This is a genomic window from Uliginosibacterium flavum, from assembly GCF_040566545.1.
Lineage (GTDB): Bacteria > Pseudomonadota > Gammaproteobacteria > Burkholderiales > Rhodocyclaceae > Uliginosibacterium > Uliginosibacterium flavum.
On the sequence record NZ_JBEWZI010000021.1, the window covers coordinates 48,906 to 69,600 of the forward strand.

Annotated in this window: 18 protein-coding genes; 14 read left to right on the forward strand and 4 right to left on the reverse strand. The window is 63.0% G+C overall.

The window, feature by feature from the left end; all coding sequences use genetic code 11:
• The first annotated feature begins 1 nt into the window (after position 1).
• The 10 genes from ABXR19_RS16305 to ABXR19_RS16350 all read left to right on the forward strand — a co-directional run bounded on the left by ABXR19_RS16305 (position 2) and on the right by ABXR19_RS16350 (position 11,244).
• Positions 2–427: an energy transducer TonB family protein gene (locus ABXR19_RS16305; RefSeq protein ID WP_354602207.1), complete on the forward strand. Its 426-nt coding sequence runs from the start codon at positions 2–4 to the stop codon at positions 425–427.
• A gap of 490 nt (positions 428–917) precedes the next feature.
• Entirely contained in the window at positions 918–3,239 is a 2,322-nt protein-coding gene (locus tag ABXR19_RS16310) for a TonB-dependent hemoglobin/transferrin/lactoferrin family receptor (RefSeq protein ID WP_354602208.1), read from the forward strand.
• 1 nt (position 3,240) lies between these two features.
• Complete coding sequence (cobN, locus tag ABXR19_RS16315; protein ID WP_354602209.1) at positions 3,241–7,224, forward strand: cobaltochelatase subunit CobN; 3,984 nt, start codon at positions 3,241–3,243, stop codon at positions 7,222–7,224.
• Positions 7,221–7,715, forward strand: coding sequence for a MotA/TolQ/ExbB proton channel family protein (locus ABXR19_RS16320; RefSeq protein ID WP_354602210.1), 495 nt, complete (start codon positions 7,221–7,223; stop codon positions 7,713–7,715). Before cobN ends, ABXR19_RS16320 begins: the two co-directional genes overlap by 4 nt.
• Entirely contained in the window at positions 7,712–8,116 is a 405-nt protein-coding gene (locus ABXR19_RS16325) for a DUF2149 domain-containing protein (RefSeq protein ID WP_354602211.1), read from the forward strand. The genes ABXR19_RS16320 and ABXR19_RS16325 overlap by 4 nt, the downstream gene beginning before the upstream one ends.
• A 262-nt stretch (positions 8,117–8,378) precedes the next feature.
• Positions 8,379–8,672 (forward strand): hypothetical protein, encoded by a 294-nt coding sequence (locus ABXR19_RS16330; RefSeq protein ID WP_354602212.1) that lies wholly within the window; start codon positions 8,379–8,381, stop codon positions 8,670–8,672.
• A 10-nt stretch (positions 8,673–8,682) separates the two neighbouring features.
• Positions 8,683–8,874 carry a hemin uptake protein HemP gene (locus ABXR19_RS16335; protein WP_354602213.1) on the forward strand — a complete coding sequence of 64 codons (192 nt, stop codon included), beginning with the start codon at positions 8,683–8,685 and terminating at the stop codon, positions 8,872–8,874.
• 10 nt (positions 8,875–8,884) lie between these two features.
• Complete coding sequence (gene rpsD / locus ABXR19_RS16340; protein WP_354602214.1) at positions 8,885–9,496, forward strand: 30S ribosomal protein S4; 612 nt, start codon at positions 8,885–8,887, stop codon at positions 9,494–9,496.
• 23 nt (positions 9,497–9,519) lie between these two features.
• Positions 9,520–10,776: a DUF2325 domain-containing protein gene (locus ABXR19_RS16345; protein WP_354602215.1), complete on the forward strand. Its 1,257-nt coding sequence runs from the start codon at positions 9,520–9,522 to the stop codon at positions 10,774–10,776.
• 12 nt (positions 10,777–10,788) lie between these two features.
• Positions 10,789–11,244 (forward strand): ferritin-like domain-containing protein, encoded by a 456-nt coding sequence (locus ABXR19_RS16350; protein ID WP_354602216.1) that lies wholly within the window; start codon positions 10,789–10,791, stop codon positions 11,242–11,244.
• Between the two features lie 227 nt (positions 11,245–11,471).
• Here ABXR19_RS16350 and metE read toward each other — a convergent pair whose 3' ends face one another.
• Positions 11,472–13,745: a 5-methyltetrahydropteroyltriglutamate--homocysteine S-methyltransferase gene (gene metE, locus ABXR19_RS16355; RefSeq protein WP_354602217.1), complete on the reverse strand. Its 2,274-nt coding sequence runs from the start codon at positions 13,743–13,745 to the stop codon at positions 11,472–11,474.
• A 96-nt stretch (positions 13,746–13,841) separates the two neighbouring features.
• Between metE and ABXR19_RS16360 the strand changes: the two genes are divergently transcribed.
• Complete coding sequence (locus ABXR19_RS16360) at positions 13,842–14,753, forward strand: LysR family transcriptional regulator (protein WP_354602218.1); 912 nt, start codon at positions 13,842–13,844, stop codon at positions 14,751–14,753.
• 208 nt (positions 14,754–14,961) lie between these two features.
• Here ABXR19_RS16360 and ABXR19_RS16365 read toward each other — a convergent pair whose 3' ends face one another.
• From ABXR19_RS16365 to ABXR19_RS16375, 3 genes are read right to left on the reverse strand one after another with little or no spacing between them, the layout of a single operon-like run.
• Positions 14,962–15,387, reverse strand: a complete 426-nt coding sequence (locus tag ABXR19_RS16365) for an ExbD/TolR family protein (protein ID WP_354602219.1) — start codon at positions 15,385–15,387, stop codon at positions 14,962–14,964.
• Positions 15,387–16,112 (reverse strand): MotA/TolQ/ExbB proton channel family protein, encoded by a 726-nt coding sequence (locus ABXR19_RS16370; protein ID WP_354602220.1) that lies wholly within the window; start codon positions 16,110–16,112, stop codon positions 15,387–15,389. The genes ABXR19_RS16365 and ABXR19_RS16370 overlap by 1 nt, the downstream gene beginning before the upstream one ends.
• 40 nt (positions 16,113–16,152) lie before the next feature.
• Positions 16,153–16,851 (reverse strand): energy transducer TonB, encoded by a 699-nt coding sequence (locus tag ABXR19_RS16375; RefSeq protein ID WP_354602221.1) that lies wholly within the window; start codon positions 16,849–16,851, stop codon positions 16,153–16,155.
• 412 nt (positions 16,852–17,263) lie between these two features.
• Here ABXR19_RS16375 and alaS point away from each other — a divergent pair, with 412 nt between their 5' ends.
• The 3 genes from alaS to ABXR19_RS16390 are packed head-to-tail and all read left to right on the forward strand — an operon-like array spanning position 17,264 to position 20,555.
• Complete coding sequence (gene alaS, locus ABXR19_RS16380) at positions 17,264–19,915, forward strand: alanine--tRNA ligase (RefSeq protein WP_354602222.1); 2,652 nt, start codon at positions 17,264–17,266, stop codon at positions 19,913–19,915.
• Positions 19,912–20,238, forward strand: coding sequence for a hypothetical protein (locus ABXR19_RS16385; protein ID WP_354602223.1), 327 nt, complete (start codon positions 19,912–19,914; stop codon positions 20,236–20,238). Before alaS ends, ABXR19_RS16385 begins: the two co-directional genes overlap by 4 nt.
• Before the next feature lie 5 nt (positions 20,239–20,243).
• Positions 20,244–20,555, forward strand: a complete 312-nt coding sequence (locus ABXR19_RS16390; protein WP_354602224.1) for a hypothetical protein — start codon at positions 20,244–20,246, stop codon at positions 20,553–20,555.
• Positions 20,556–20,695: the final 140 nt, after the last annotated feature.

Genomic DNA, 20,695 nt, shown 5'->3' on the forward strand with positions numbered 1-20,695 from the left:
CATGCGGAAACCGCTCCTGATGTTTAGTCTGTTTCTGGCTGCGTGCGCCAGCCTTGGGCCAGAGGTATGGCCCAGTGAGGTGGTCAGCTTCGACAGGATGGGGCTTCGCAAGCCGCTCAATGTGAGCGCAATGTCGAGCCGGACGTTTGGTTTGCCGTCAGGGCGGGTCGTATGCCTTTTGTGGGTTGATGATCAGGGGCGTGTCCAGCAGGTTCGCCTGATTGAGGAAAGTGGCTCGCGAGAGCTGGATGGGGCCGTCCTGCGCGGTGCCCGCGGCATGCGTTTTGAGCCCTGGTCAGCCAGAGGTGAGCCCAAGGCCGTCAGTGTGGTGATGCCCGTAAACTTCAGCAAACGTGTGGAGATTCCACTCAAAGGCATACCTGACATCGTGCACGGGATCCGTACACCTCCACCTGCCGTGCCGTGAGCATTCGGCCCTGCCAAGTGGGGCTTTGCGTCGTGGAGTGAGGCGACTCACTGGATCGCTGGCGGAGTTCGCTGCGTCTGTTTGCCTCACAAAAAATGAGATGCTCGTAGAGCCGCTCCCAGCAATGCTCTTCAGGCATGGCCGTCGAAGAGGCTTGCCTGGCGAGCCTCTCCGGCCACACTTCCTCAGTCGCAAGTCGCAAGTCGCAAGTCGCAAGTCGCAAGTCGCAAGTCGCAAGTCGCAAGTCGCAACGAGTCGATAAAGCCGGTCTTTTGTTGCGAATGATTCTCATTTGTAGGTTATAATCACTCCGTCGCCATGGCATCGTAGGGATGCACAGGGAGACGGGTGTGGTGTGAGCGAGCTGTTCCTGTGGGGGTGCAGGCTCATATCTCCGGGCTGCCGGCCGATAGGTCGGCAGCCTGTTTTTTGCGCAAGCCAGCGATCTTGAATCAGCCAGCCAGCGTCTTTTCGTTTCAGGATACGCGTAATGAAAAAGATGATGACTGGCGCCATGAGCGCGCCAATGGCGTTCGGGCTGAAATCCGGACACGGTGTCGGCCCGTCCCGCCTGGCTTTGGCGGTTCTGTGTGTCTGGCCCTTGGCTGGCATGGCGCAACAGAGTGCTCCTGCGGTGGACGCAGCTGAATTGAAGTCTGTGGTGGTGACCGCCACGCGTTCGCAAGTGCATGCCAACGATGTGGCTGGTTCGGTGAGTGCGGTGACGCAGAAGCAGATCGAGCAGCGCGGCTCACGCAATCTGGCCGATACCTTGGCCGATGAGCCGGACGTCAGCCTGCCGTCCGATCCGCGTCGCTTCGGCTCCAGTCATGTCAACATTCGCGGCATCGAGGAAAACCGCGTGCTGATGCTCACCGATGGTGTGCGCGTAGCGGATTTCCGCAGCCCCGGCACGACCAATTACGACGCCAGCAATCGCGACATTCCCTTCGTCGAATTCCTCAAGCAGGTCGAGGTTTTGCGTGGTCCGGCCTCCAGCCTGTATGGCTCCGATGCCATCGGCGGCGTGCTCGGCTTTCTGACGCTTGATCCGGCTGATCTGCTCAAGGGGCGCAGCTTCGCCACCGGGGGTCAGTTGGGCTACCACTCGGTGGATAACAGCAAACGGGCGATGGCGTATGTCGCCACGGGGGGCGATAAATTCCAGACCCTGCTGATGCTGGGCCATGCCAAAGGCGAGGAGAGCGACAATCAGGGCTCGAACGATGTGCAGGGACTCAAGCGCAGCACGCCCAATCCGCTCAAGTACGAACAGAGCAACGTGTTGGGCAAGCTGGTGTTCACGCCGAACACGGCGCATCGCTTCAAGCTGACCCTTGAACACAAGGAAGGCGAAACCGAAGTCGATGCGCTGCGCGTCGGCAACACCAGCCCGGGCTCGCCCAACACCCTGACGCGGATCACTACCAACACCGGCATCGATGCACTGACGCGTGACCGCATTGTGCTCGATCACGACTACACCCCCGACGCCAACTGGTTTGATCGTCTTGGCACCAAGCTGTACACGCAGAAACAGAGTACCGACAATCAGAACTTTCAGCTGCGAACCAATACCTCCGCGACGTGCTCGGCCAGTACCATCGGCACCGCCAACTGCAGCGTGGATCAGCGCTTCAAGTATGAGCAACGGCACTCTGGCCTGAATCTGCTGCAGGAAAAGGCCTTTACGCTGGGGTTGCCGCAGCAGGCGATCTGGGGGGCAGATTTCCTGCGCTCCGAAACCGAGGAGTCCAAGACCACGACCTGGACCAATCTCGCCACCGGGGTGAGCTCCAACGTGTTCATCGGCGAGACTTTCCCCAAGGCCGATTACCCGCGCGGCCATACCGATCAGCTCGGTCTGTTCGTGCAGGATGAATTGAGTCTTGGGGCTTTCAAGCTGACGCCCGGCCTGCGTTATGACCGATTCAAACTCACGCCTGAGGATGATCCGCTCTACAAGCGCACCGATGGCCGCGCTGCCGTAAGCAAGCAGGGTCATCACCTCTCGCCCAAACTCGCGGCCCTGTATGGCATGAGCGCCGACTGGAACCTGTACGCCCAGTATCTGGAAGGTTTCCGTGGCCCGAATTACGAGGAGGTGAATCGCTACTTCTACAACAACTCGCAGCGTTATGCGCTGACCGGCAATCCGGATCTGAAGCCGGAAACCAGCCGCAGCTTCGAGATCGGCTCGAAGTATGCCGGCAAGGGCTGGGGCAGCCAGTTTGCCCTGTACGAGAACCGCTATCAGAACTTCATCGACTCGGTGATCCTGCCGGCGGGCGACCCGAACGTCGTGGTCAGCGGCGGCGTCAGCTTCAGCACCTATCAGTATCAGAACCTCTCGCGCGTGGTGATCCGTGGCGGTGACTGGCGCGGTTACTGGCAGGCCACGCCGGCCTTGCGCTTGTCGGCCGGTTTCGCCATCACGCATGGTTATGATCAATCGAGTGGCAAGCCGCTCAACAGTATCGAGCCCAAGCGCATGAACCTCGCCGCGCACTGGACGCCATCCGAGCAGTGGGGGGGCGAGTGGCGCCTGCGTGCCGCCGCGGGTAAGGATCACATTGACGACTCCAGCACCAGCTACTTCCGCACCCCCGGCTACGGGGTGAACGATCTGGCGGCCTGGTGGCAGGTGCAGCCGAAGCTGCGCATTAATCTGGCGCTCAACAACGTCTTCGACAAGACCTATTACCTGTGGAGTGACGTGCGCCGTTCCGGCATGAGTGGCTCCGATCCGGCACCCGAGTTTTACAGCCAGCCGGGTCGCAATATCGCCCTCAGCATGAAGTTCGATTACTGATATGCATCCGTGGCAAAAGATTTTTGGCGCGGCGCTGGTCCTGTTCGGCTTCCTGCTGCTCATCGGTGCCAATCCGGCTTTCGCGGCACAGCCGCGCGTGGCCTGGCTCACCGCCGCGCCGGCGCCGGCCGGCAAGTTCGAGGTGCTGTCGCAAGCAGCACGCGAGCAGGGCTTCGAACTGGATGCGCGCTATGTGGAAAGGCTGGATGAAGCGGGTCTGGCCCGCTTCGCCAGGGATGCCGATCTGCTGATCGTCGACACGCCGCGCCCCGGCCTGCTGGAATTCCTGCTCGGCAAGCTGGGGCCGGCCTGGAGTGAGCGCAGCACGCCGCGTCTCTTGCTCGATGGCGAGCGCGTCGAGGCGCGCGGGCTGGATCGCGCGTTGGCGCAGGAGATTCAGGGTTATGTCAGCAATGGCGGGCGACGTAATCTGCATGCTGCCGCCCAACTGATCGCCGCACGCGTTTTCAAACTGCGCAGCGCCGAAGGCATTGCCCCGCTGCAGACCCTGCCGGCGGCGGCCTACTATCACCCGAAGCTGGCTGAGATCGTCACCACGCAGGCCGACGTGGCCTTGGCCGTGTCAGGCAAGCCGGGTCAGCCGGTAGTGGGTATCGCGATTCATCAGTCCTACATCTCGGCGGTGGACGCCGCGTATGTCGATGCACTGGTGGCTGATGTCGAACGCCTCGGCGGTCGTGCGCTGGTGTTCTACACGCCGGTGATGGCCGAGGATGCCTTCCTGAAAATGGCCGCGCCGGGCGGCAAGCGCCTGATCGACGTGCTGGTGTCCAGTCAGATCATGTATGACGCGGGCGGGCGCAAGGCCGAGTTCGAGCGCCTCGGGGTGCCGGTGATCCAGGCCATTCCTTATCGGCGTGGCGACACGGCTGACTGGCAGGCCGATCCGCAGGGCATGCGCCTGATCGATCTGCCGTTCTACCTCGTGCAGAGCGAGATCGCCGGCGCGATGGATCCGATGATTGCCTCGGCCATCGAGAAGAAGAGCGGCAAGGTCGAAGCCATCGCCCCGCAGGTGCGGGCGATTGCCGCCAAGGCCATGAATCTGGCCCAGCTGCGCCGCACGCCGAACGCCGACAAGCGCGTGGCGATTCTTTTCTACAACTACCCGCCGGGCGAGAAGAATCTCTCGGCCTCTTTCCTGAATCTGCCCAAGAGCCTCGCGCACACCCTGACTGCCCTGCAGGCGGCCGGTTACCGCACCGAGAGCATGGACGAGGCGCAACTGACGCAGTCTCTGGGGCGGCTTCTGGCGGCCTTCTACAGGGATGGGCCGCTGCAACCCTTGCTGGACGCGCATCTTGCGGCATGGTTGCCGATGAGCGAGTACCGGCGCTGGTTTGCAGCACAGTCGCCGGCATTGCGTGAGCAAGTTCTGGCGCGCTGGGGCGAGCCGGAGAAAAGCGGCATGGCCTACAAGCACAAGGGCGAGATGGGTTTCGTGATTCCGCGTCTGCAGCTCGGCAATGTCAGTTTCATGCCGGTGCCACCGCGTGGCGAGCGCAAGGACGATGCCGAGACGGCGCTGTATCACTCCACCAAGGAATCGACCAACCACTTTTACCTCGCCGCTTATCTGTGGGCGCGCAGCAATCGCGACGCGCTGGTGCATTTCGGCACCCACGGCACGCAGGAGTGGACACCGGGCAAGGAGCGCGGCCTGTCGATGGACGATCAGGCTTTCGTTGTTCTCGGCGACATTCCTGTCGTGTATCCCTACATCGTCGACGACGTGGGTGAGGCGCTACAGGCCAAGCGCCGTGGCCGCGCCAGCATCGTCAGCCACCAGACGCCCAGTTTTCGCCCGGCCGGTCTGCATACCGAACTGAACGCCATGCACGATCAGCTCCACACCTGGATTGGTCAGGATGAAGGCGGCGTGAAGGAAGCGCTCAAGCGCGATCTGCTGCGCAGTGGCGCCAAGCTGCATCTGTTCGAGGACATGGCCTGGACGCCGGCGCGCGCCGAGGGCGACTTCGCCAACTGGATCACGGCCCTGCATGATCACCTGCACGCGCTGGCGGCGAGCTTGCAGCCGTATGGCCTGCACAGTTTCGGCGTGAACAAGTCCGACGAGCTGCGTTTGTACACCGTGATGACCATGCTAGGCAATGATTTCTACAAGCGTCTGGAGCCCGATGAGCCGGAAGAGCTGTTCGCGCTTGATTACCAGCTGCTTGCGCAGAGCAAACCCTTCGCCCTGCTGCGGCGCTATCTGCTCGACGGTGTACCAACCAGCGAGATTCGCGACGCCGTTTTGCGCGAGAACGTGGACCGCGCCAAAGTACTGTGGACCAGCCTTGATGCCAGCCCGGAAATCACCGGCCTGCTGGCTGGGCTGAATGGCGAATTCCTGCCGACCAGCACCGGTGGCGACCCGGTGCGCAACCCGGATTCGCTGCCCACCGGGCGCAATCTGTACGGCTTCGACCCGTCCAAGATCCCGACCCGTGCGGCTTGGGAAGCGGGGCAGCTGGCGACGGAGGCCATGCTGGCGGAGCACTTCAAACGCCACGGCAAGTATCCGCAGAAGCTGGCGTACTCGCTGTGGAGCGTGGAAACCATGCGCCATGCCGGCGTGCTCGAAGCGCAGGCCATGGCGGCGCTCGGCGTGCGCCCGAAATGGGACGAGGGCGGCCGCTTCTCTGGCGTGGAGCTGATCCCGGTGAAGGAACTCAAGCGCCCGCGCGTCGATGTGGTGCTCTCGGCGACGGGGCTGTATCGCGACCATTTTCCGAACACCATGAAGTGGCTGGCCGAGGCGGTGAAACTGGCCGCTGCGCAGCAGGAGCCGGACAACGCTGTGCGCGCCGCCTCCGACAAGATCCGCGCAGCACTCGCCGGGCGTGGTCTGCCTGAGGCCAAGCTCGCCGCCTGGGCGGATACGCGCATCTTCAGTGGCGAATCCGGCGGCTACGGCACCGGGCTGAACGACGCCACGCTCGCTTCCGACAGCTTTGCCAGCAAAGGCAAGGAGGCCGACGCCAAGCTCGCCAAGCTGTATCTGGCGCGCATGCAATATGCCTACGGACCGGACGAGAAGGACTGGGGCCAGAAGCTCGATGGCGTGAATCTCTACGCCGAGAATCTGAAAGGTGTGGAGGCCGCGCTGCTGGCGCGCTCGTCCAACCTCTACGGCATGCTCACCACGGACGATCCCTTCCAGTATCTGGGTGGCATTGGTCTGGCGGTGCGCCACCTCACCGGCAAGGCGCCCGAGCTGCTGATTTCCAATCTGCGTGATCCGCGCGCGGCGCGCACCGAGACGGCGGCGGGCTTTCTGGCGAGCGAACTACGCACGCGCAACTTCCACCCGGGCTGGATCAAGGGCATGCAGGCTGAGGGTTACTCCGGTGCGCTGAACATGCTGGATTCGATGAACAACTTCTGGGGCTGGACGGCGGTGGCGCCGGAGATCGTGCGCAATGATCAGTGGCAGGAGTTTGCCGAGGTCTATGTGCGCGACAAGTACAAACTCGGCATGGACAGATGGTTCGAGCAGCACGCGCCACAGGCCCAGGCGCAGATGATCGAACGCATGCTGGAGGCCGCGCGCAAGGACTACTGGCAGACCGATGCGGCCACGCTCAAGCAGCTCGCCCAGCGCTACGAGAACCTCGCCAAACGCTTCGACATTCAAAGCAGCAACGCGGCCTTTCGCGAATTCGTAAAAGCCAATGCCCTGACATCCGCTCTCGGCTTCGGTCTGCAGGCAGCTGTGCTGGCGGGCCGCACTGCGCCTTCGTCTTCGAGCAAGCAGCCTGAAGAAGTCCGCCCGGAGCTGCTATCCAGCCCGCCGCCGGTGCAGGGCATGAAGCTCGAAAAAGTCGAGCCGCCGGTGCCGCCGCCCTCGCTGGCATGGCTGCTGGGTGGCGCGCTGATGCTCTTGTCTTTTGGCGGCGGTGTGCTGCGCAGCTTTTTATCTCTCTCTTTCAACACAGATCTTCGCAAGGAAACCGCATGACCCCGAATCCGCTTGAAACCATGATGTATGACATCGGCCAGCTCTTCCTGCTGCCGGTGCTGGCCCTGATCGCCATTCTTTTTCTCTACGCTTTCTGGGCACTGGGTGAATTCTGCATCCAGGCGTATCTGCGCACGCGCCATCAGCCTGCCAGCGGGCGTGGCTATGCGCTGATCGCTCACGCTCGCAAGCATCACCTGCATGATCCGGAAGCGCTCGACGTGGCCGCTCACAAACTGCTCGAAAAAGCGCGCATTGCCACCCGCGTGGCGCCGATGCTGGGGCTGGTCGCCACCATGATTCCGATGGGCCCGGCGCTGCGTTCTTTGTCTGACGGCAACCTCGGCAACGTCGGCATGAGCCTGACCATCGCCTTCTCGGCGGTGATCCTGGCGCTGATCGCTGCGTCCATTACTTTTCTCATCGTTGGTGTGCGCCGCCGCTGGCTGGCCGAAGAAATGGTCTGGCTGAATCAGCAGGTGGTGGCATGAACGCGCCCGAGGCAGCCATCGAGCAGATAGTTGCCGCCGTGCCTGCGCCGCGGCGTGTGCGCAGCTCAAGCTTTCTGCACGAGGACGAAGGCGACGACCCGATTCTGTCGGTGGTGAATCTGATCGACGTGTTTCTCGTCATCATCGCCGCGCTGCTGGTCAGCGTGGCGCAGAGCCCGGCCAATCCCTTCGGCGCGGAAAACGTCACGGTGATCAAGAATCCCGGTCAGCCCGACATGGAAATCACCATGAAGGAAGGCCAGAAGATCACCCGCTACCAGGCCAAGGGCCAGATCGGCAGCGGCGATGGCGAGAAGGCCGGGGTGGCTTACCGGCTCAAGGATGGTTCGATGGTTTACGTGCCGGAAGCCGACGCCAGCGCGCCTGCAGGACAGCCCTGAGTTCCGGGCATTTTTACAATCCGTGGAAGTAGATTATTGGTTTGTTGAGAATGGTTCTCATTTGTGTATAATCGATCTCGTCAGTGATTCTGAATCATTGATTTATCCGGATGGAGTTTCGCGAGTGGGGCGAGCTTTATCGCGCAGGGCCGGGGGCGGCCGGGTGCGATTTCCCGGATTTTTTTGCGCAAGCCAGCGGCGACGAGCCTGCCAGCCAGCGATTTTCTCTCTCCGGCCTGGCCGGGTTTCTTGGAGTCCGCTGATGAATATCGATCCCGATTTTGCTGAGGCCCGTCCGGCCGTCCTGATGGCCTCGGCCTTGCATCTGCTCAGTTGTTCGGCCGCGCACGGTATCAGCAGTGCCAAGGCGCGTGCACTGGTTCAGCATCTGAGTACGCTGGCTGAGCGCTCCGATACCGATCCGCTGCTGGCACGCGCCTGCGACGAATTGGCCGATGTGTGGCATCGCCTGGGTAATGAGCTGGATGCGCGCAAGCAGGAAGATGCGGCACAGCGCAAGGCGCAGGCCGAGCGGCCGCAAGCTGTTCTGCACTGAGGGCACCGTCATGAGTTCAGCCCTCGCTCCGGCTCTGCCTTTACCGCGCCAAGCTCAGCCCGCTGTCGGCATCACCAGCGCCGAGTCTGTCGTCAACAGCCGCAGTCTGCTGGGTAGCGCCAGCACGCTCACCATCGAACACCTGGGCATGCACTACACCTTGCGCGTCACGCGCAACGGCAAGCTCATTCTGACCAAATAAGGAAAATTTCATGTCCCGTTACACCGGCCCTCGTCTCAAAGTCATGCGCGCCCTGGGCGTGGATCTGCCCGGCCTGTCGCGCAAAACCATTGCGGATCGCCCGCACCCGCCCGGCCAGCATGGCGCCAAGCAGCAGCGCAAATCCGGTTACGGTTTGCAGTTGCAGGAGAAGCAGAAACTGCGCTTCAACTACGGTTTGTCCGAACGGCAGATGCGCATCCTTGTAAGCGACGCGCGCCGCTCGCGTGATTCCGCCGGGGTCAAACTGGCCGAGCTGCTGGAGCGCCGGCTGGATAACGTCGTCTTCCGTGCCGGCTTTGCCAACTCGATCCCGGCTGCGCGCCAACTGGTCAATCACGGGCATGTGCTGGTGAATGGCCGGCGCGTGGATATCCCGTCTTTCCGTACCCGTATCGGCGAAGTCGTGAGCCTGAGCACCAAGGGCCGCACGCTGCTGGTGGTCAAGGGCAGCCTGGCCGATCTGGTGCTGGTCCGGCCGGAATGGCTGGTTTTCGATGAGGCGAACTTTGCCGTCACGGTCAGTCATTTGCCTGACATTGCCGACATTCCTTTCCCGCTGGATATGCAGCTCGTCGTCGAGTACTACGCCCAACGGCTATAGATCCAAAATCAAGGAGAGCGCACATGTTTCCGACGACACTGATCAAGCAGGTTTTTGTTCCGCAGGCAGAAACTTTACGTGTGGGCTCGCGTCGCCAGCGCCTGTGGGAGCTAGCCACGCACGTGCATTGCCCGGTGATTGGCGTGTGCTTGCCGTTGGGCGTTTTGCGCCGGATCAGCGACAAGGCCACGCCGGAGTTGGCGGGCGCGGATGACTACGCGCTGCACTCGGCCGCCGTGCAGCTGGCGCGCAAGCGCAATGTGCTGTCCGAGGCATTGCAGGATGAACTGGAGCTGCGCCACGGCGTGGTCGTGCAGGTGTTTCGCAAGGCGCGCGAGCGAGGCGCCTTGCTCGAACGCTGGCAGGAGGCGGTGAGCGCCGGCGAGCTGGCCGGCGCCTTGTGGGCCGTGCTGACGCATCCCTTGTGCGATGCGGAGCTGGCCGAAGCGATCAGCCAGCAGTTGCACATGATCCAGCATCAGGCTGGCGCCGCATTGCGCCTGGATATCACGCGTTATCACACCCTGCAGGACGAGAACGGCGTACTCGCGCGTTCCCTTGCCACGGCCCAACAGCGCTGCGAGCGGATCACTCAGGAAAAGACCGTCGAGCTGGAGCGCCTGCAAGGTGAGTTAATGCGTCTGCGGGCGGCATTCATCGGCAAGGAAACCGAGCTGGCCGCCCTGCGCGCCGAGCGCGCAAGTCTGCAGCCGGTGGCGACAGACCAGGCGGCGCGCAGGCGCCTGGAACAGCAACTGGTGTATCAGGAAGAACGCGGCGCGCGCCTGAGTCTGGAGAACGTGCGTCTGAGCAAGGCGCTGGCGGCGCAGCAAATCGAGCCGCCCACCGTGACGGAGATGGTTCCGATCCTGCTGCGGGAAGTCGACACCGATGCTTCGCTGGACGGCCACCGCATCCTTTGTGTGGGCGGACGCGAGAGCGCCGTGGTGATCTACCGCAAGCTCGTCGAACAGGCTGGCGGGAAATTCCTGCACCACGATGGGGGCATTGAAGATCGCTTTGGGCAGCTCGACTCCGCATTGGGTGCGGCGGATCTGGTGATCTGCCAGACCGGCTGCATCAGCCACAACGCCTACTGGCGCGTCAAAGACCACTGCAAGCGCACGGGCAAACGTTGCGCCTTCGTCCAGACGCCCAGTGCAGCCGGGCTGGCACGTGGCTTGCAGCGTCTGCTAAGCAACGCGCTTGTGGAGAGTGAAAACGACGTCCAGACTGCAGCTACCGGTGGCGTACTGATCGCTGGATTGCAACAAACCTGACAGGAGAGCCTCATGAACAAATCCGATACCAAGAAAGCCATTGCCGCGCTCAATCGCATCATGGAACTGGAGCTGGCCGGCGTGGTGCGTTACACCCACTATTCCCTGATGGTGTATGGCTACAACCGCATTCCGATTGTTTCCTGGCTCAAGGACAATGCGGTCGAAGGTTTGACCCACGCGCACAAGGCCGGCGAACTGGTGACCCTGATGGGCGGTCATCCATCGCTGAAAATCGGTGCGCTGCTGGAAACCGAAAAACATGATATCGGCGACATTCTGCGCGAGAGTCTGGAGCACGAAAAAACCGCCCTGGCCGCGTATTACGATTTGCTGAAAATCGCCGAGGGAAAATCCGTGCTGCTCGAAGAATATGCCCGCGAAATGATCGTGCAGGAAGAGCTGCATCTGGACGAAGTGAACAAGATGCTGCGCAAGCCCGGCGATCTGGACCCGTTTCACGGCTGAGTAGCCGCCTGCGGCGGAGTTCCGAGTACTGAGGATTGAGTGCTGAGTGGGCATGCTTGCAGAGCCTCACCCAGCAAGGTTCTTCGGGTAGGTGTGCTGAAGAAGCTTGACCGGCGCGGATTCCGGGACACGCTGCTTACGCACTCAGCACTCAGCACTCAGCACTCAGCACTCAGCACTCAGCACTCAGCACTCAGCACTCAGCACTCAGCACTCAGCACTCCGTCCTACGCCGCCAGACGCACACGCATCTGCCTGGCGGCCTCCACCATGTTGCATAGGGCCAGTTCGGTTTCCGGCCAGCCGCGCGTTTTCAGGCCGCAGTCCGGATTCACCCACAGGCGCTCGGCCGGGATGACGGCTGCGGCGCGTTCGAGCAGAACCAGCATCTCTTCGACGCTGGGCACGCGTGGCGAGTGGATGTCGTAGACGCCCGGCCCGATCTCGTTGGGATAGTCGAACTCACCAAACGCATCGAGCAGTTCCATACGCGAGCGCGAGGTTTCGATGGTGATCACGTCGGCGTCCATGGCGGCAATTGCGGGCAGGATGTCGTTGAATTCCGAATAGCACATGTGGGTGTGGATCTGTGTGGCGTCGCTCACTGGCGAGGCGCTGATGCGGAAGGCGCGCGCCGCCCAGTCCAGATAGGCCGCCTGTTCGGCGCGCTTGAGCGGCAGGCCTTCGCGGAAGGCCGGCTCGTCGATCTGGATGATGCGGATGCCGGCCTTTTCCAGTTCGGCCACCTCGTCACGAATTGCCAGGGCGAGTTGCAGCGCGGTCTTCTCGCGCGGCTGATCGTCGCGCACGAAGGACCATTGCAGCATCGTCACCGGGCCGGTGAGCATGCCTTTCATGTGGCGCCGGGTCAGCGACTGGGCGTAACGCGTCATCTCTACGGTCATGGCTTCCGGGCGGTGGATGTCGCCGTAAATGATCGGCGGTTTGACGCAGCGCGAGCCGTAGCTCTGCACCCAGCCATTGGCGCTGAAAACGTAGCCCCACAGGCGCTCGCCGAAAAATTCGACCATGTCGTTGCGTTCGGCCTCGCCATGCACCAGCACGTCCAGCCCCAGCGCTTCCTGCCGCGCCACGGCATCGGCGACTTCGGCGCGCATCTGTTGCAGATAATCCAGAGCGCTGATTTCGCCGCGCTTGTGGGCCGCGCGGGCTTGGCGGATTTCTGGCGTCTGTGGGAAGGAGCCGATGCTGGTCGTGGGTAGGGCGGGCAGCTGCAGGGCCTGGCTTTGCACGGCCTGACGCGCAGCAAACGGGCTGTGGCGCCGCGCCGATACCTCGGTCAGCGCAGCCACCCGGCGGCGGACCACTGCATTCAGCACGCGGTAAGAGGCGCGCCGCTTGGCCAGCGCCGCACTGGCCGCATCGAGTTCGCTACGCACCGCTTCGCTTCCTTCGTCCAGCGCCCGCGCGAGGATGCGCAGCTCGTCGAGCTTCTCGCTGGCAAAGGCCAGCCAGCCGCGGATTTCGCCGTCCATGCTGGTCTCGGCGGCCAGCGACACCGGCACGTGTTGCAAAGAGCAGGACGGCGCCAGCCACAGACGCTCGCCCAGCGCTGCATGCAGCGGCGCGAGCACGGCCAGCGTGGCGCGCAAGTCGTGGCGCCAGATGTTGCGCCCGTCAATCACGCCGGCCGACAGCACGGCGTGCGCCGGCAGATGCGCTTGCCATATGGTCAGCTGTTCCGGCGCACGCGCCAGATCGATGTGATGGCCGTGCACCGGCAGACGGCACAGCCATTCGGCATGCGCCGCAACACTGTCGAAATAGCTCGCCAGCAGGATTTTCGGCCCGCACGCGGCCAGTGCCGTGTGGCACTGCGCGAAGGCGGCCAGCCAGTCGGGCGGCAGATCCAGGGCGAGCGCGGGCTCGTCGATTTGTACCCATTCCACGCCGCGCCGCGCCAGTTCCTGCAGTAGCATCTGGTATTGCGTGCGCAAGGCCGGCAGGTGTGCCAGCCGATCAAAGCCCGGCGTTACGGATTTGGCCAGCCACAAAAATGTGAGCGGCCCGATCAGCGTCGGCTTGACCGGCTGGCCCGTTGCGGCAGCCGCGTCGATCTGTGCGAACAGGCGTTCCGGATGCAGCGCGAAATGCGTGTCGGCCGTCAGTTCCGGCACCAGATAGTGGTAGTTGGTATCGAACCACTTGGTCATTTCCATGGCCGGTTGGGCCGCGTTGCCGCGTGCCAGGGCGAACTGCTCGGCCAGCGTGATCTGCGCCGCATCGAAGCCGAAACGTGCCGGCAGCGCGCCGAAAAGCAGGCAGTGATCGAGCATCTGATCGTAGAAGGCGAAATCACCGGCGCACAGGAAATCGAGGCCGGCGCGCTGTTGCTGTTCCCAGTGGCGCGCACGCAAATCGGCGGCAGAATTTTCGAGGGCGGCGGCTGGCGTGGCGCCTTGCCAGAAAGATTCGAGGGCGAATTTCAGCTCGCGTTGCGCGCCGATGCGCGGGAAGCCGGAGATGTGAATGCGGGGCATGACAAGGATCTTTCTGTGCGTTGAGTGCTGCCCAGTGTCGACGCGCAGGTAGAATGAATCAAACGATGAATTTTCAGCTTAGGATGAATTGAATTCATGATTGAAATCCGCCATCTGCGTTCCCTGATTGCGATTGCCGAGCACGGCAAGCTCACCACCGCTGCCGAGCGCGTGCATCTGACGCAGTCGGCGCTGTCGCATCAGCTGCGCGCGCTGGAGGCGCATTACGGCCTGAGCCTGTTCGAGCGCAGCCGCGCTGGCTTGCGTCCGACCCAGGCTGGCGAGCGCCTGTTGCTGCTGGCGCATCAGAGCCGCGCGCTGATCGAGGAGGCCGAGCGCGACCTGATCCGCCTGCAGGGCGACACGCGCGGCGAGCTGCGCATCGCGCTGGAATGCCATACCTGTTTCGACTGGCTGATGCCGGTGATGGACAGTTTTCGCCAACGCTGGCCGGAGGTGGAAGTCGATCTGGTCGCCGGCTTTCACGCCGACCCGCAAAGTCTGCTTGAGGCCGGCAAGGCCGATCTGGTGATCGGCTCGCAACCGCCGACGAGCAAGGCTTTGTGCGCGCTGCCGTTGTTCCGTTTCGAGATGTTGGTGATCTTGCCGCAAGGTCATCGCCTGGCCGCCAAAAAACGTTTGCAAGCCAGCGATCTGGCCGGCGAAACCCTGATCACCTACCCGGTGCCCGAGGCGCGCCTCGACCTGATCCGCGAGGTGCTCACGCCTGCCGGCATCACGCTGCCGCGGCGCACCGCCGAGCTGACCATCGCCATCCTGCAGCTGGTGGCCAGCCGGCGCGGCATCGCGGCCTTGCCCAATTGGGGCCTGACCAGCTATCTGGAGCATGACTACGTGCTGGCCCGACGTATCGGCGCCAAAGGTCTGTGGAGCGAGCTGCACGCCTGCACCCGGCGCAGCCTGGCCGAGAAAGCCTTTCTCACGGACTTCGTCAGCCTGGTGCGCAGCCAGTGCGCGGCGACGCTGGCGGGGATTGAGCTGCTGTAAGTGAGCTGCCTGCGGCGGAGTTCCAAGTTCTGAGGATTGAGTGCTGAGTGGGCATGCTTGCAGAGCCTCACCCAGCAAGGTTCTTCGGGTAGGTGTGCTGAAGAAGCTTGACCGGCGCGGATTCCGGGACATGCTGCTTACGCACTCAGCACTCAGCACTCAGCACTCAGCACTCAGCACTCAGCACTCAGCACTCAGCCGCAGGCGGCTATTCCGGCTGACTCACAAACGCGATCTTGCTCAGCCCGGCCCGTGCTGCAGCGGCCATCACCTTGGCGACGCCGTCGTAAGGCGTGGTCTTGTCGGCGCGCAGGTGGATTTCCGGCGCACTGGCAGCATCCGTCACTGCCGCGCCGGCGGCTTGCATGCGCGCGTCCAGCTCACTGATCTCGATCTTCTCTCCGTTCCAGAACACTTCGGATTCCGGGCTCAGGGCGATCTCGATGCGCTCGGCCTGCACCTTGTTTTCGGCGCTGCTGGTGCGTGGCAGATCGACCTTGACGGCATGCGTGAGCAGCGGCGCGGTGAGGATGAAAATCACCAGCAGCACCAGCATCACGTCGATCAGCGGCACCATGTTGATGTCAGCCATCGGCGCCGTGTTGGCCTCCTTGGAAAAACCGCCGAAAGCCATTACGCAGCTCCTTGCAGGCTGTGCAGTTTGCCGGCTTGCTGGCTGACCTGGACGCCGGTGGTGAGGTAGGCGAACAAGTCGTGGGCAAAGGCGTCGAGGCTCGACAGGGTCAGGCGGTTGTGGCGCGTGAAGCTGTTGTAGGCGACGACTGCCGGGATCGCCACGGCCAGGCCGAGGCCGGTCATCACCAGCGCTTCGCCGACCGGGCCGGCGACCTTGTCCAGGGTGCCGGCGCCGCTCATGCCGATGGCAACCAGCGCGCCATACACGCCCCACACCGTGCCGAGCAGGCCGACGAAGGGCGCAGTGGCGCCCACGGTGGCGAGCACGGTCAGGCCGTTTTCGAGACGCGCGGTTTCTTCATCGATCACCTTGCGCATGCTGCGGGTGAGGAATTCACCCAGAGCACCGGCTTCGCCGAGTTTGCCGCCGCCGGTGCGCTGGTGATGCTCGCGGGCGAACAGCGCGTGGCTGGTCAGGTGCGAGAAAGGTTCGGCCGCGCCGTGGGTGTTGATTTCGTTGCGCACCTCGTCGAGCGAGCTGGCATTCCAGAACAGGTCGACGAATTTTCCCGCGGAGCGGCGCAGGCGCAGATTGCTCATGACCTTGGTGATGATGAAGTACCAGGAGGCCAGCGACATCAGGATCAGGATCACGAACAGGGTTTTGCCAAGGCCATCAGCCTGACTCAGGAAGTGGGCAAAGCCCAGAGTTTGTGTTTGCATGGTGTTTCTCTTTTTTGGGGGAGGAGGAGGCTTGTTCGGTTCAACGTTTCAATTCAAAGACCACGGGCACCTTGACCCAGCCGCTCACGGCCTGCTGGCCCTGGCGGGCGGGCACAAAGCGCCAGGCGGCAACGGCATCGCGCGCGGCCCGATCCAGGCGCGCAAAGCCTGATCCGGCGTCGATCAATACCTGCAGGGCGCGGCCGTCTTCGCTGACCTGCACGCGCAGGAGGACCCGGCCTTCTTCGCCCAGCGAACGTGAGGCGGGCGGGTACGCGGGGGATGGGTTGTGCAGATAGTCCGCATCGAAACGCGGCGCCTGCACGGCCTCGGCTGCTGCTGGGACGGCCGGCCCGGGTGCGGCGCGGGTTTGAGCGGTGCTGTCATTGAGCACGGCCGTCGGCGCCTCTTTCGGCGCCGGCGCGGCTTCGATTACCGGCGTATTCGGCTGGATTGGCGCCTCGGTCTGCAGCAGCGGAGCGGCCACCGGGCGGGGGGCGGGCGCAACGCGCTGGGGCTGAACCTGCGGTTCGATCGGCTTGGGGGGCTCTGGTGCGGTCTGTTCGCGATTGGGCGCGGTGATCAACTCGATCCGCACCGGCTCGGCCAGCAGTTGCTGGATGACGGGCTGCGCCAGCATCAGCAATGCCGTGCCGGCGGCCAGGTGCAGGCCCACCACGATGACCAGGCTGAAGGCGCGGTCGGAGACGGGCTGTCGGAGAGTGCTGCTTGCGTACATGCCGGAACCTCTGGCGAGTCTCAGGTCGCTCGCGCTGTTTGGGAAAGTTAAACGAATGAAAGTCATTCGTATTTGCGAATTATTCCTATTTGAGCTGATTTCGTCAAGCCTGAGCTGCTCGTTTTTGCTGTGTGCCGAGTTGTTTGCGGCGTGAGGACGTTATTTTTAGGGTCTGCCTGAAGAGCCGCATCGGGCGAGCCTCTTCAGGTAGGCATGCTGCAGAGGCAAGCGGGTGGCGGCTCTTCGGGCGGGGTTGTTGAGTGTCCGGGTCGTGCGCAGGAGCGCAGCAGGCACTGCCCTTGCACACGTCAGCGGTTCATCTTCCCGCCCGCGCCGGGCTTCGGCTTGCCCGCCGATCCGGGTTAGAATCGCGGGCTCTGATTCCTAACGACTTTTTGCCTACGCCATGGCCATGAACGCCGCTGAAATCCGCTCGACCTTCCTCAAATACTTCGAATCCAAGGGCCACCAGATCGTGGCTTCCAGCCCGGTCGTGCCGGGCGACGATCCGACCCTGCTGTTTACCAACGCCGGGATGAACCAGTTCAAGGACGTCTTCCTCGGCTTCGACAAGCGCCCCTACACGCGGGCGACCACGGCGCAGAAGTGCATCCGCGCCGGCGGCAAGCACAACGATCTGGAGAACGTCGGCTACACCGCACGTCACCACACCTTCTTCGAAATGCTGGGTAACTTCAGCTTCGGCGATTACTTCAAGCAGGACGCGATCAAGTACGCCTGGGAGTTGCTGACCGAAGTCTTCAAGCTGCCCAAGGACAAGCTGTGGGCCACCGTGTATGCGGAAGACGACGAAGCCTACGAAATCTGGACCAAGGAAATCGGCCTGCCGCCGGAGCGCGTCGTGCGCATCGGCGACAACAAGGGTGCGCGTTATGCCAGCGACAATTTCTGGATGATGGGCGATACGGGACCTTGCGGCCCCTGCAGTGAGATCTTCTACGACTTCGGCCCGAGCATTGCCGGCGGCCCCCCGGGCAGCCCGGATGAAGACGGCGACCGTTACACCGAAGTGTGGAACAACGTTTTCATGCAGTACAACCGCCGCATCGACGAGAACGGCAACTACGTGATGGACCTGCTGCCCAAGCCCAGCGTCGATACCGGCATGGGTCTGGAGCGCCTCACGCGCGTGCTGCAGAACGTCGGCACCAACTACGAGATCGATCTGTTCGTCACCCTGCTGGCCGCCACGCAAGACGTGCTCAAGGCCGCCGGTGCGACCGAGATCGATCCGGCATCGCCCTCGCTGAAAGTCATCGCCGATCACATCCGCGCCTGTGCCTTCACCGTCGCCGATGGCGTGATCCCGAGCAACGAAGGCCGTGGCTATGTGCTGCGTCGCATCGCCCGCCGCGCCATCCGTCACGGCTACAAGCTCGGTGCGCGCACGCCCTTTTTCTACAAGCTGGTCGATGTGCTCGCCGCCGAGATGGGCGGCGCCTATCCAGAGCTGGTGAGCCAGCAGCGTCGCGTCACCGAAGTGCTCAAGCACGAGGAAGAACGTTTCTTCCTGACGATTGCCAATGGCATGGAAATCCTCGAAGCCGCGCTGGCCGTGATGCAGCAGAGCGGCTCACTGGTGCTCGATGGCGATCTGGCCTTCAAGCTGCACGACACCTACGGTTTCCCGCTGGATCTGACCGCCGACGTGCTGCGCGAGCGCGGCATGAGTGTCGACGAAGCTGGCTTTAACGCCGCCATGGGTCGCCAGCGTGAACAGGCGCGCGCGGCTGGCAAGTTCAAGATGGCGCAGGGCCTGGTGTATAGCGGCGCGGCCACCACCTTCCACGGCTATGACAAGCTGATGGTCGAGGACGCCAAGGTCACCGGTCTCTACGTCGATGGCAGCCCGGTCGACACCGTGCGTCCTGGCGATGACGCTGTGCTGGTGCTGGACAACACGCCTTTCTACGCCGAATCCGGCGGTCAGTGCGGCGATGCTGGCGCGATGCAGAACGCTACCGCGCGCTTCGTGGTGGAAGACACGATCAAGATTCAGGCCGACGTGTTCGGTCATCATGGCCGCGTCATGGAAGGCGAGATCCGCATCGGCGACACCATCGATGCGCGCGTCGATGGCCTGCGCCGCGCAGCGGTGGTGCGCAATCACTCTGCCACTCACCTGATGCACAAGGCTTTGCGCGAAGTGCTCGGCGCCCACGTGCAGCAGAAGGGCTCGCAGGTTGATGCCAGCAAGACCCGTTTCGACTTCGCCCAGAATTCCCCTGTGACGGATGCCGAGCTGCTCAAGGTCGAGCAGATCGTCAATCGCGAAATCCTCCAGAACGCCGCCGCACAGGCACGCGAGATGGCGATTGAAGACGCGCAGAAGACCGGCGCGATGATGCTCTTCGGCGAGAAATACGGCGAAACCGTGCGCGTGGTCGACATCGGCTCCAGCCGCGAGTTGTGCGGCGGCACCCACGTCAGCCGCAGCGGTGATATTGGCTTCTTCAAGATCGTCGCCGAAAGCGGCGTGGCCGCTGGTGTGCGTCGTGTCGAAGCAGTGACCGGCGAAAACGCCATGAATTACGTCTTGCAGCGCGATGCGCAATTGGGCGAACTGGCCAGCACCCTGAAAGTGCCGAGCAGCGAATTGGGCCACAAGCTCAGCAGCGTGCTCGACGGCGTGCGCGCCCTGGAAAAGGAAGTCGCCGCGCTCAAGAGCAAGCTCGCCAGCAATCAGGGCGATGCGCTGCTGGACCAGGCGGTTGAGGTGAATGGCGTCAAGGTGCTTGCCGCCACGCTCGAAGGCGCCGATGTAGCCGCGCTGCGCGAAGCGGTCGACAAGTTGCGCGACAAACTCGGCACCGCTGCCGTGGTGCTGGCCTCGGTCGCCGATGGCAAAGTCACACTGATCGCCGGCGTCACCGCCAACCTGACCAGCAAGGTCAAGGCGGGCGAACTGGTCAACATGGTCGCCCAGCAAGTCGGCGGCAAGGGCGGCGGCCGCCCGGATATGGCCCAGGCCGGCGGTACCGATCCGGCAAACCTGCCGGGCGCGCTGGCCGGTGTGGCGATCTGGGTGGCGGGCAAGCTGTGAGCCTGCATCGCGCCCTGATGATGCTTCTGTGCTGCGGCCTCAGCGCCGTCGCGCAGGCGCAAAGCCAGTCCGCCCCGGAACTCGACCGCACGCCGGTCGAAGCCACCACCGCCAGCGGCGACAAGGTGCGCCTGTTTCCGAACGGGCGCTGGGAATTCGTCGACGCGAAGAAGGCCGAAGTCGCCAAGAAGGCGGCCGAGGCTTACCCCGAGAACAAAACCCGCCCGGTCGACGCACAGGGCGGCCTGTTCGGCGTGGGCCGTACGATCATGCCGGGGGACAAGGATTACAACCGGGGTTCGCTGAGTCCGAAGGCGCGATAGCACGCATGAAATCTTTGCTACCACTGAACGCGCTTTTCTCCTTGATGCTGTTTGGCAGCGCTTCAAGTTCGTTTGCGCACGATGACGCAGGTGGGCGTGAAAAAGAGTTCAGCTACGGCTATCGCGCCGGCTATATTGCCGCCGTTCGTGAGGTGGGCGAAGGGACTGCCATGTGTACAAGAAGTGTTTCTTTGCTCGAAGTTATCCAGGTTATTGGTGCGCACAGCAAGTCAAAAGGGATTACTCCGGAAAGCGCTCTTACAGCCAAACACATCACAGAGGCTTTGGCTGCAAAGTACCCTTGCCCGAAAAGATGATTTTCGATTCAAGCGGGAGAGATGTTTTGCGGTAAACCAAGCTTAAGGTCTCGTCGCAGCCGGGTAGGGTAATGACATGGACGCCCCTACCTGCAACGGCATCGAAGTGCCAAAGTGGAGTTGTCGAAAAACCACTGAGC

Coding starts and splice junctions, on each gene's coding strand:
- ABXR19_RS16305 (WP_354602207.1), top strand. CDS start 2: ATGCGGAAACCGCTCCTGATGTTTAGTCTGTTTCTGGCTGCGTGCGCC.
- ABXR19_RS16310 (WP_354602208.1), top strand. CDS start 918: ATGAAAAAGATGATGACTGGCGCCATGAGCGCGCCAATGGCGTTCGGG.
- cobN (WP_354602209.1), top strand. CDS start 3,241: ATGCATCCGTGGCAAAAGATTTTTGGCGCGGCGCTGGTCCTGTTCGGC.
- ABXR19_RS16320 (WP_354602210.1), top strand. CDS start 7,221: ATGACCCCGAATCCGCTTGAAACCATGATGTATGACATCGGCCAGCTC.
- ABXR19_RS16325 (WP_354602211.1), top strand. CDS start 7,712: ATGAACGCGCCCGAGGCAGCCATCGAGCAGATAGTTGCCGCCGTGCCT.
- ABXR19_RS16330 (WP_354602212.1), top strand. CDS start 8,379: ATGAATATCGATCCCGATTTTGCTGAGGCCCGTCCGGCCGTCCTGATG.
- ABXR19_RS16335 (WP_354602213.1), top strand. CDS start 8,683: ATGAGTTCAGCCCTCGCTCCGGCTCTGCCTTTACCGCGCCAAGCTCAG.
- rpsD (WP_354602214.1), top strand. CDS start 8,885: ATGTCCCGTTACACCGGCCCTCGTCTCAAAGTCATGCGCGCCCTGGGC.
- ABXR19_RS16345 (WP_354602215.1), top strand. CDS start 9,520: ATGTTTCCGACGACACTGATCAAGCAGGTTTTTGTTCCGCAGGCAGAA.
- ABXR19_RS16350 (WP_354602216.1), top strand. CDS start 10,789: ATGAACAAATCCGATACCAAGAAAGCCATTGCCGCGCTCAATCGCATC.
- metE (WP_354602217.1), bottom strand. CDS start 13,745: ATGCCCCGCATTCACATCTCCGGCTTCCCGCGCATCGGCGCGCAACGC.
- ABXR19_RS16360 (WP_354602218.1), top strand. CDS start 13,842: ATGATTGAAATCCGCCATCTGCGTTCCCTGATTGCGATTGCCGAGCAC.
- ABXR19_RS16365 (WP_354602219.1), bottom strand. CDS start 15,387: ATGGCTTTCGGCGGTTTTTCCAAGGAGGCCAACACGGCGCCGATGGCT.
- ABXR19_RS16370 (WP_354602220.1), bottom strand. CDS start 16,112: ATGCAAACACAAACTCTGGGCTTTGCCCACTTCCTGAGTCAGGCTGAT.
- ABXR19_RS16375 (WP_354602221.1), bottom strand. CDS start 16,851: ATGTACGCAAGCAGCACTCTCCGACAGCCCGTCTCCGACCGCGCCTTC.
- alaS (WP_354602222.1), top strand. CDS start 17,264: ATGAACGCCGCTGAAATCCGCTCGACCTTCCTCAAATACTTCGAATCC.
- ABXR19_RS16390 (WP_354602224.1), top strand. CDS start 20,244: ATGAAATCTTTGCTACCACTGAACGCGCTTTTCTCCTTGATGCTGTTT.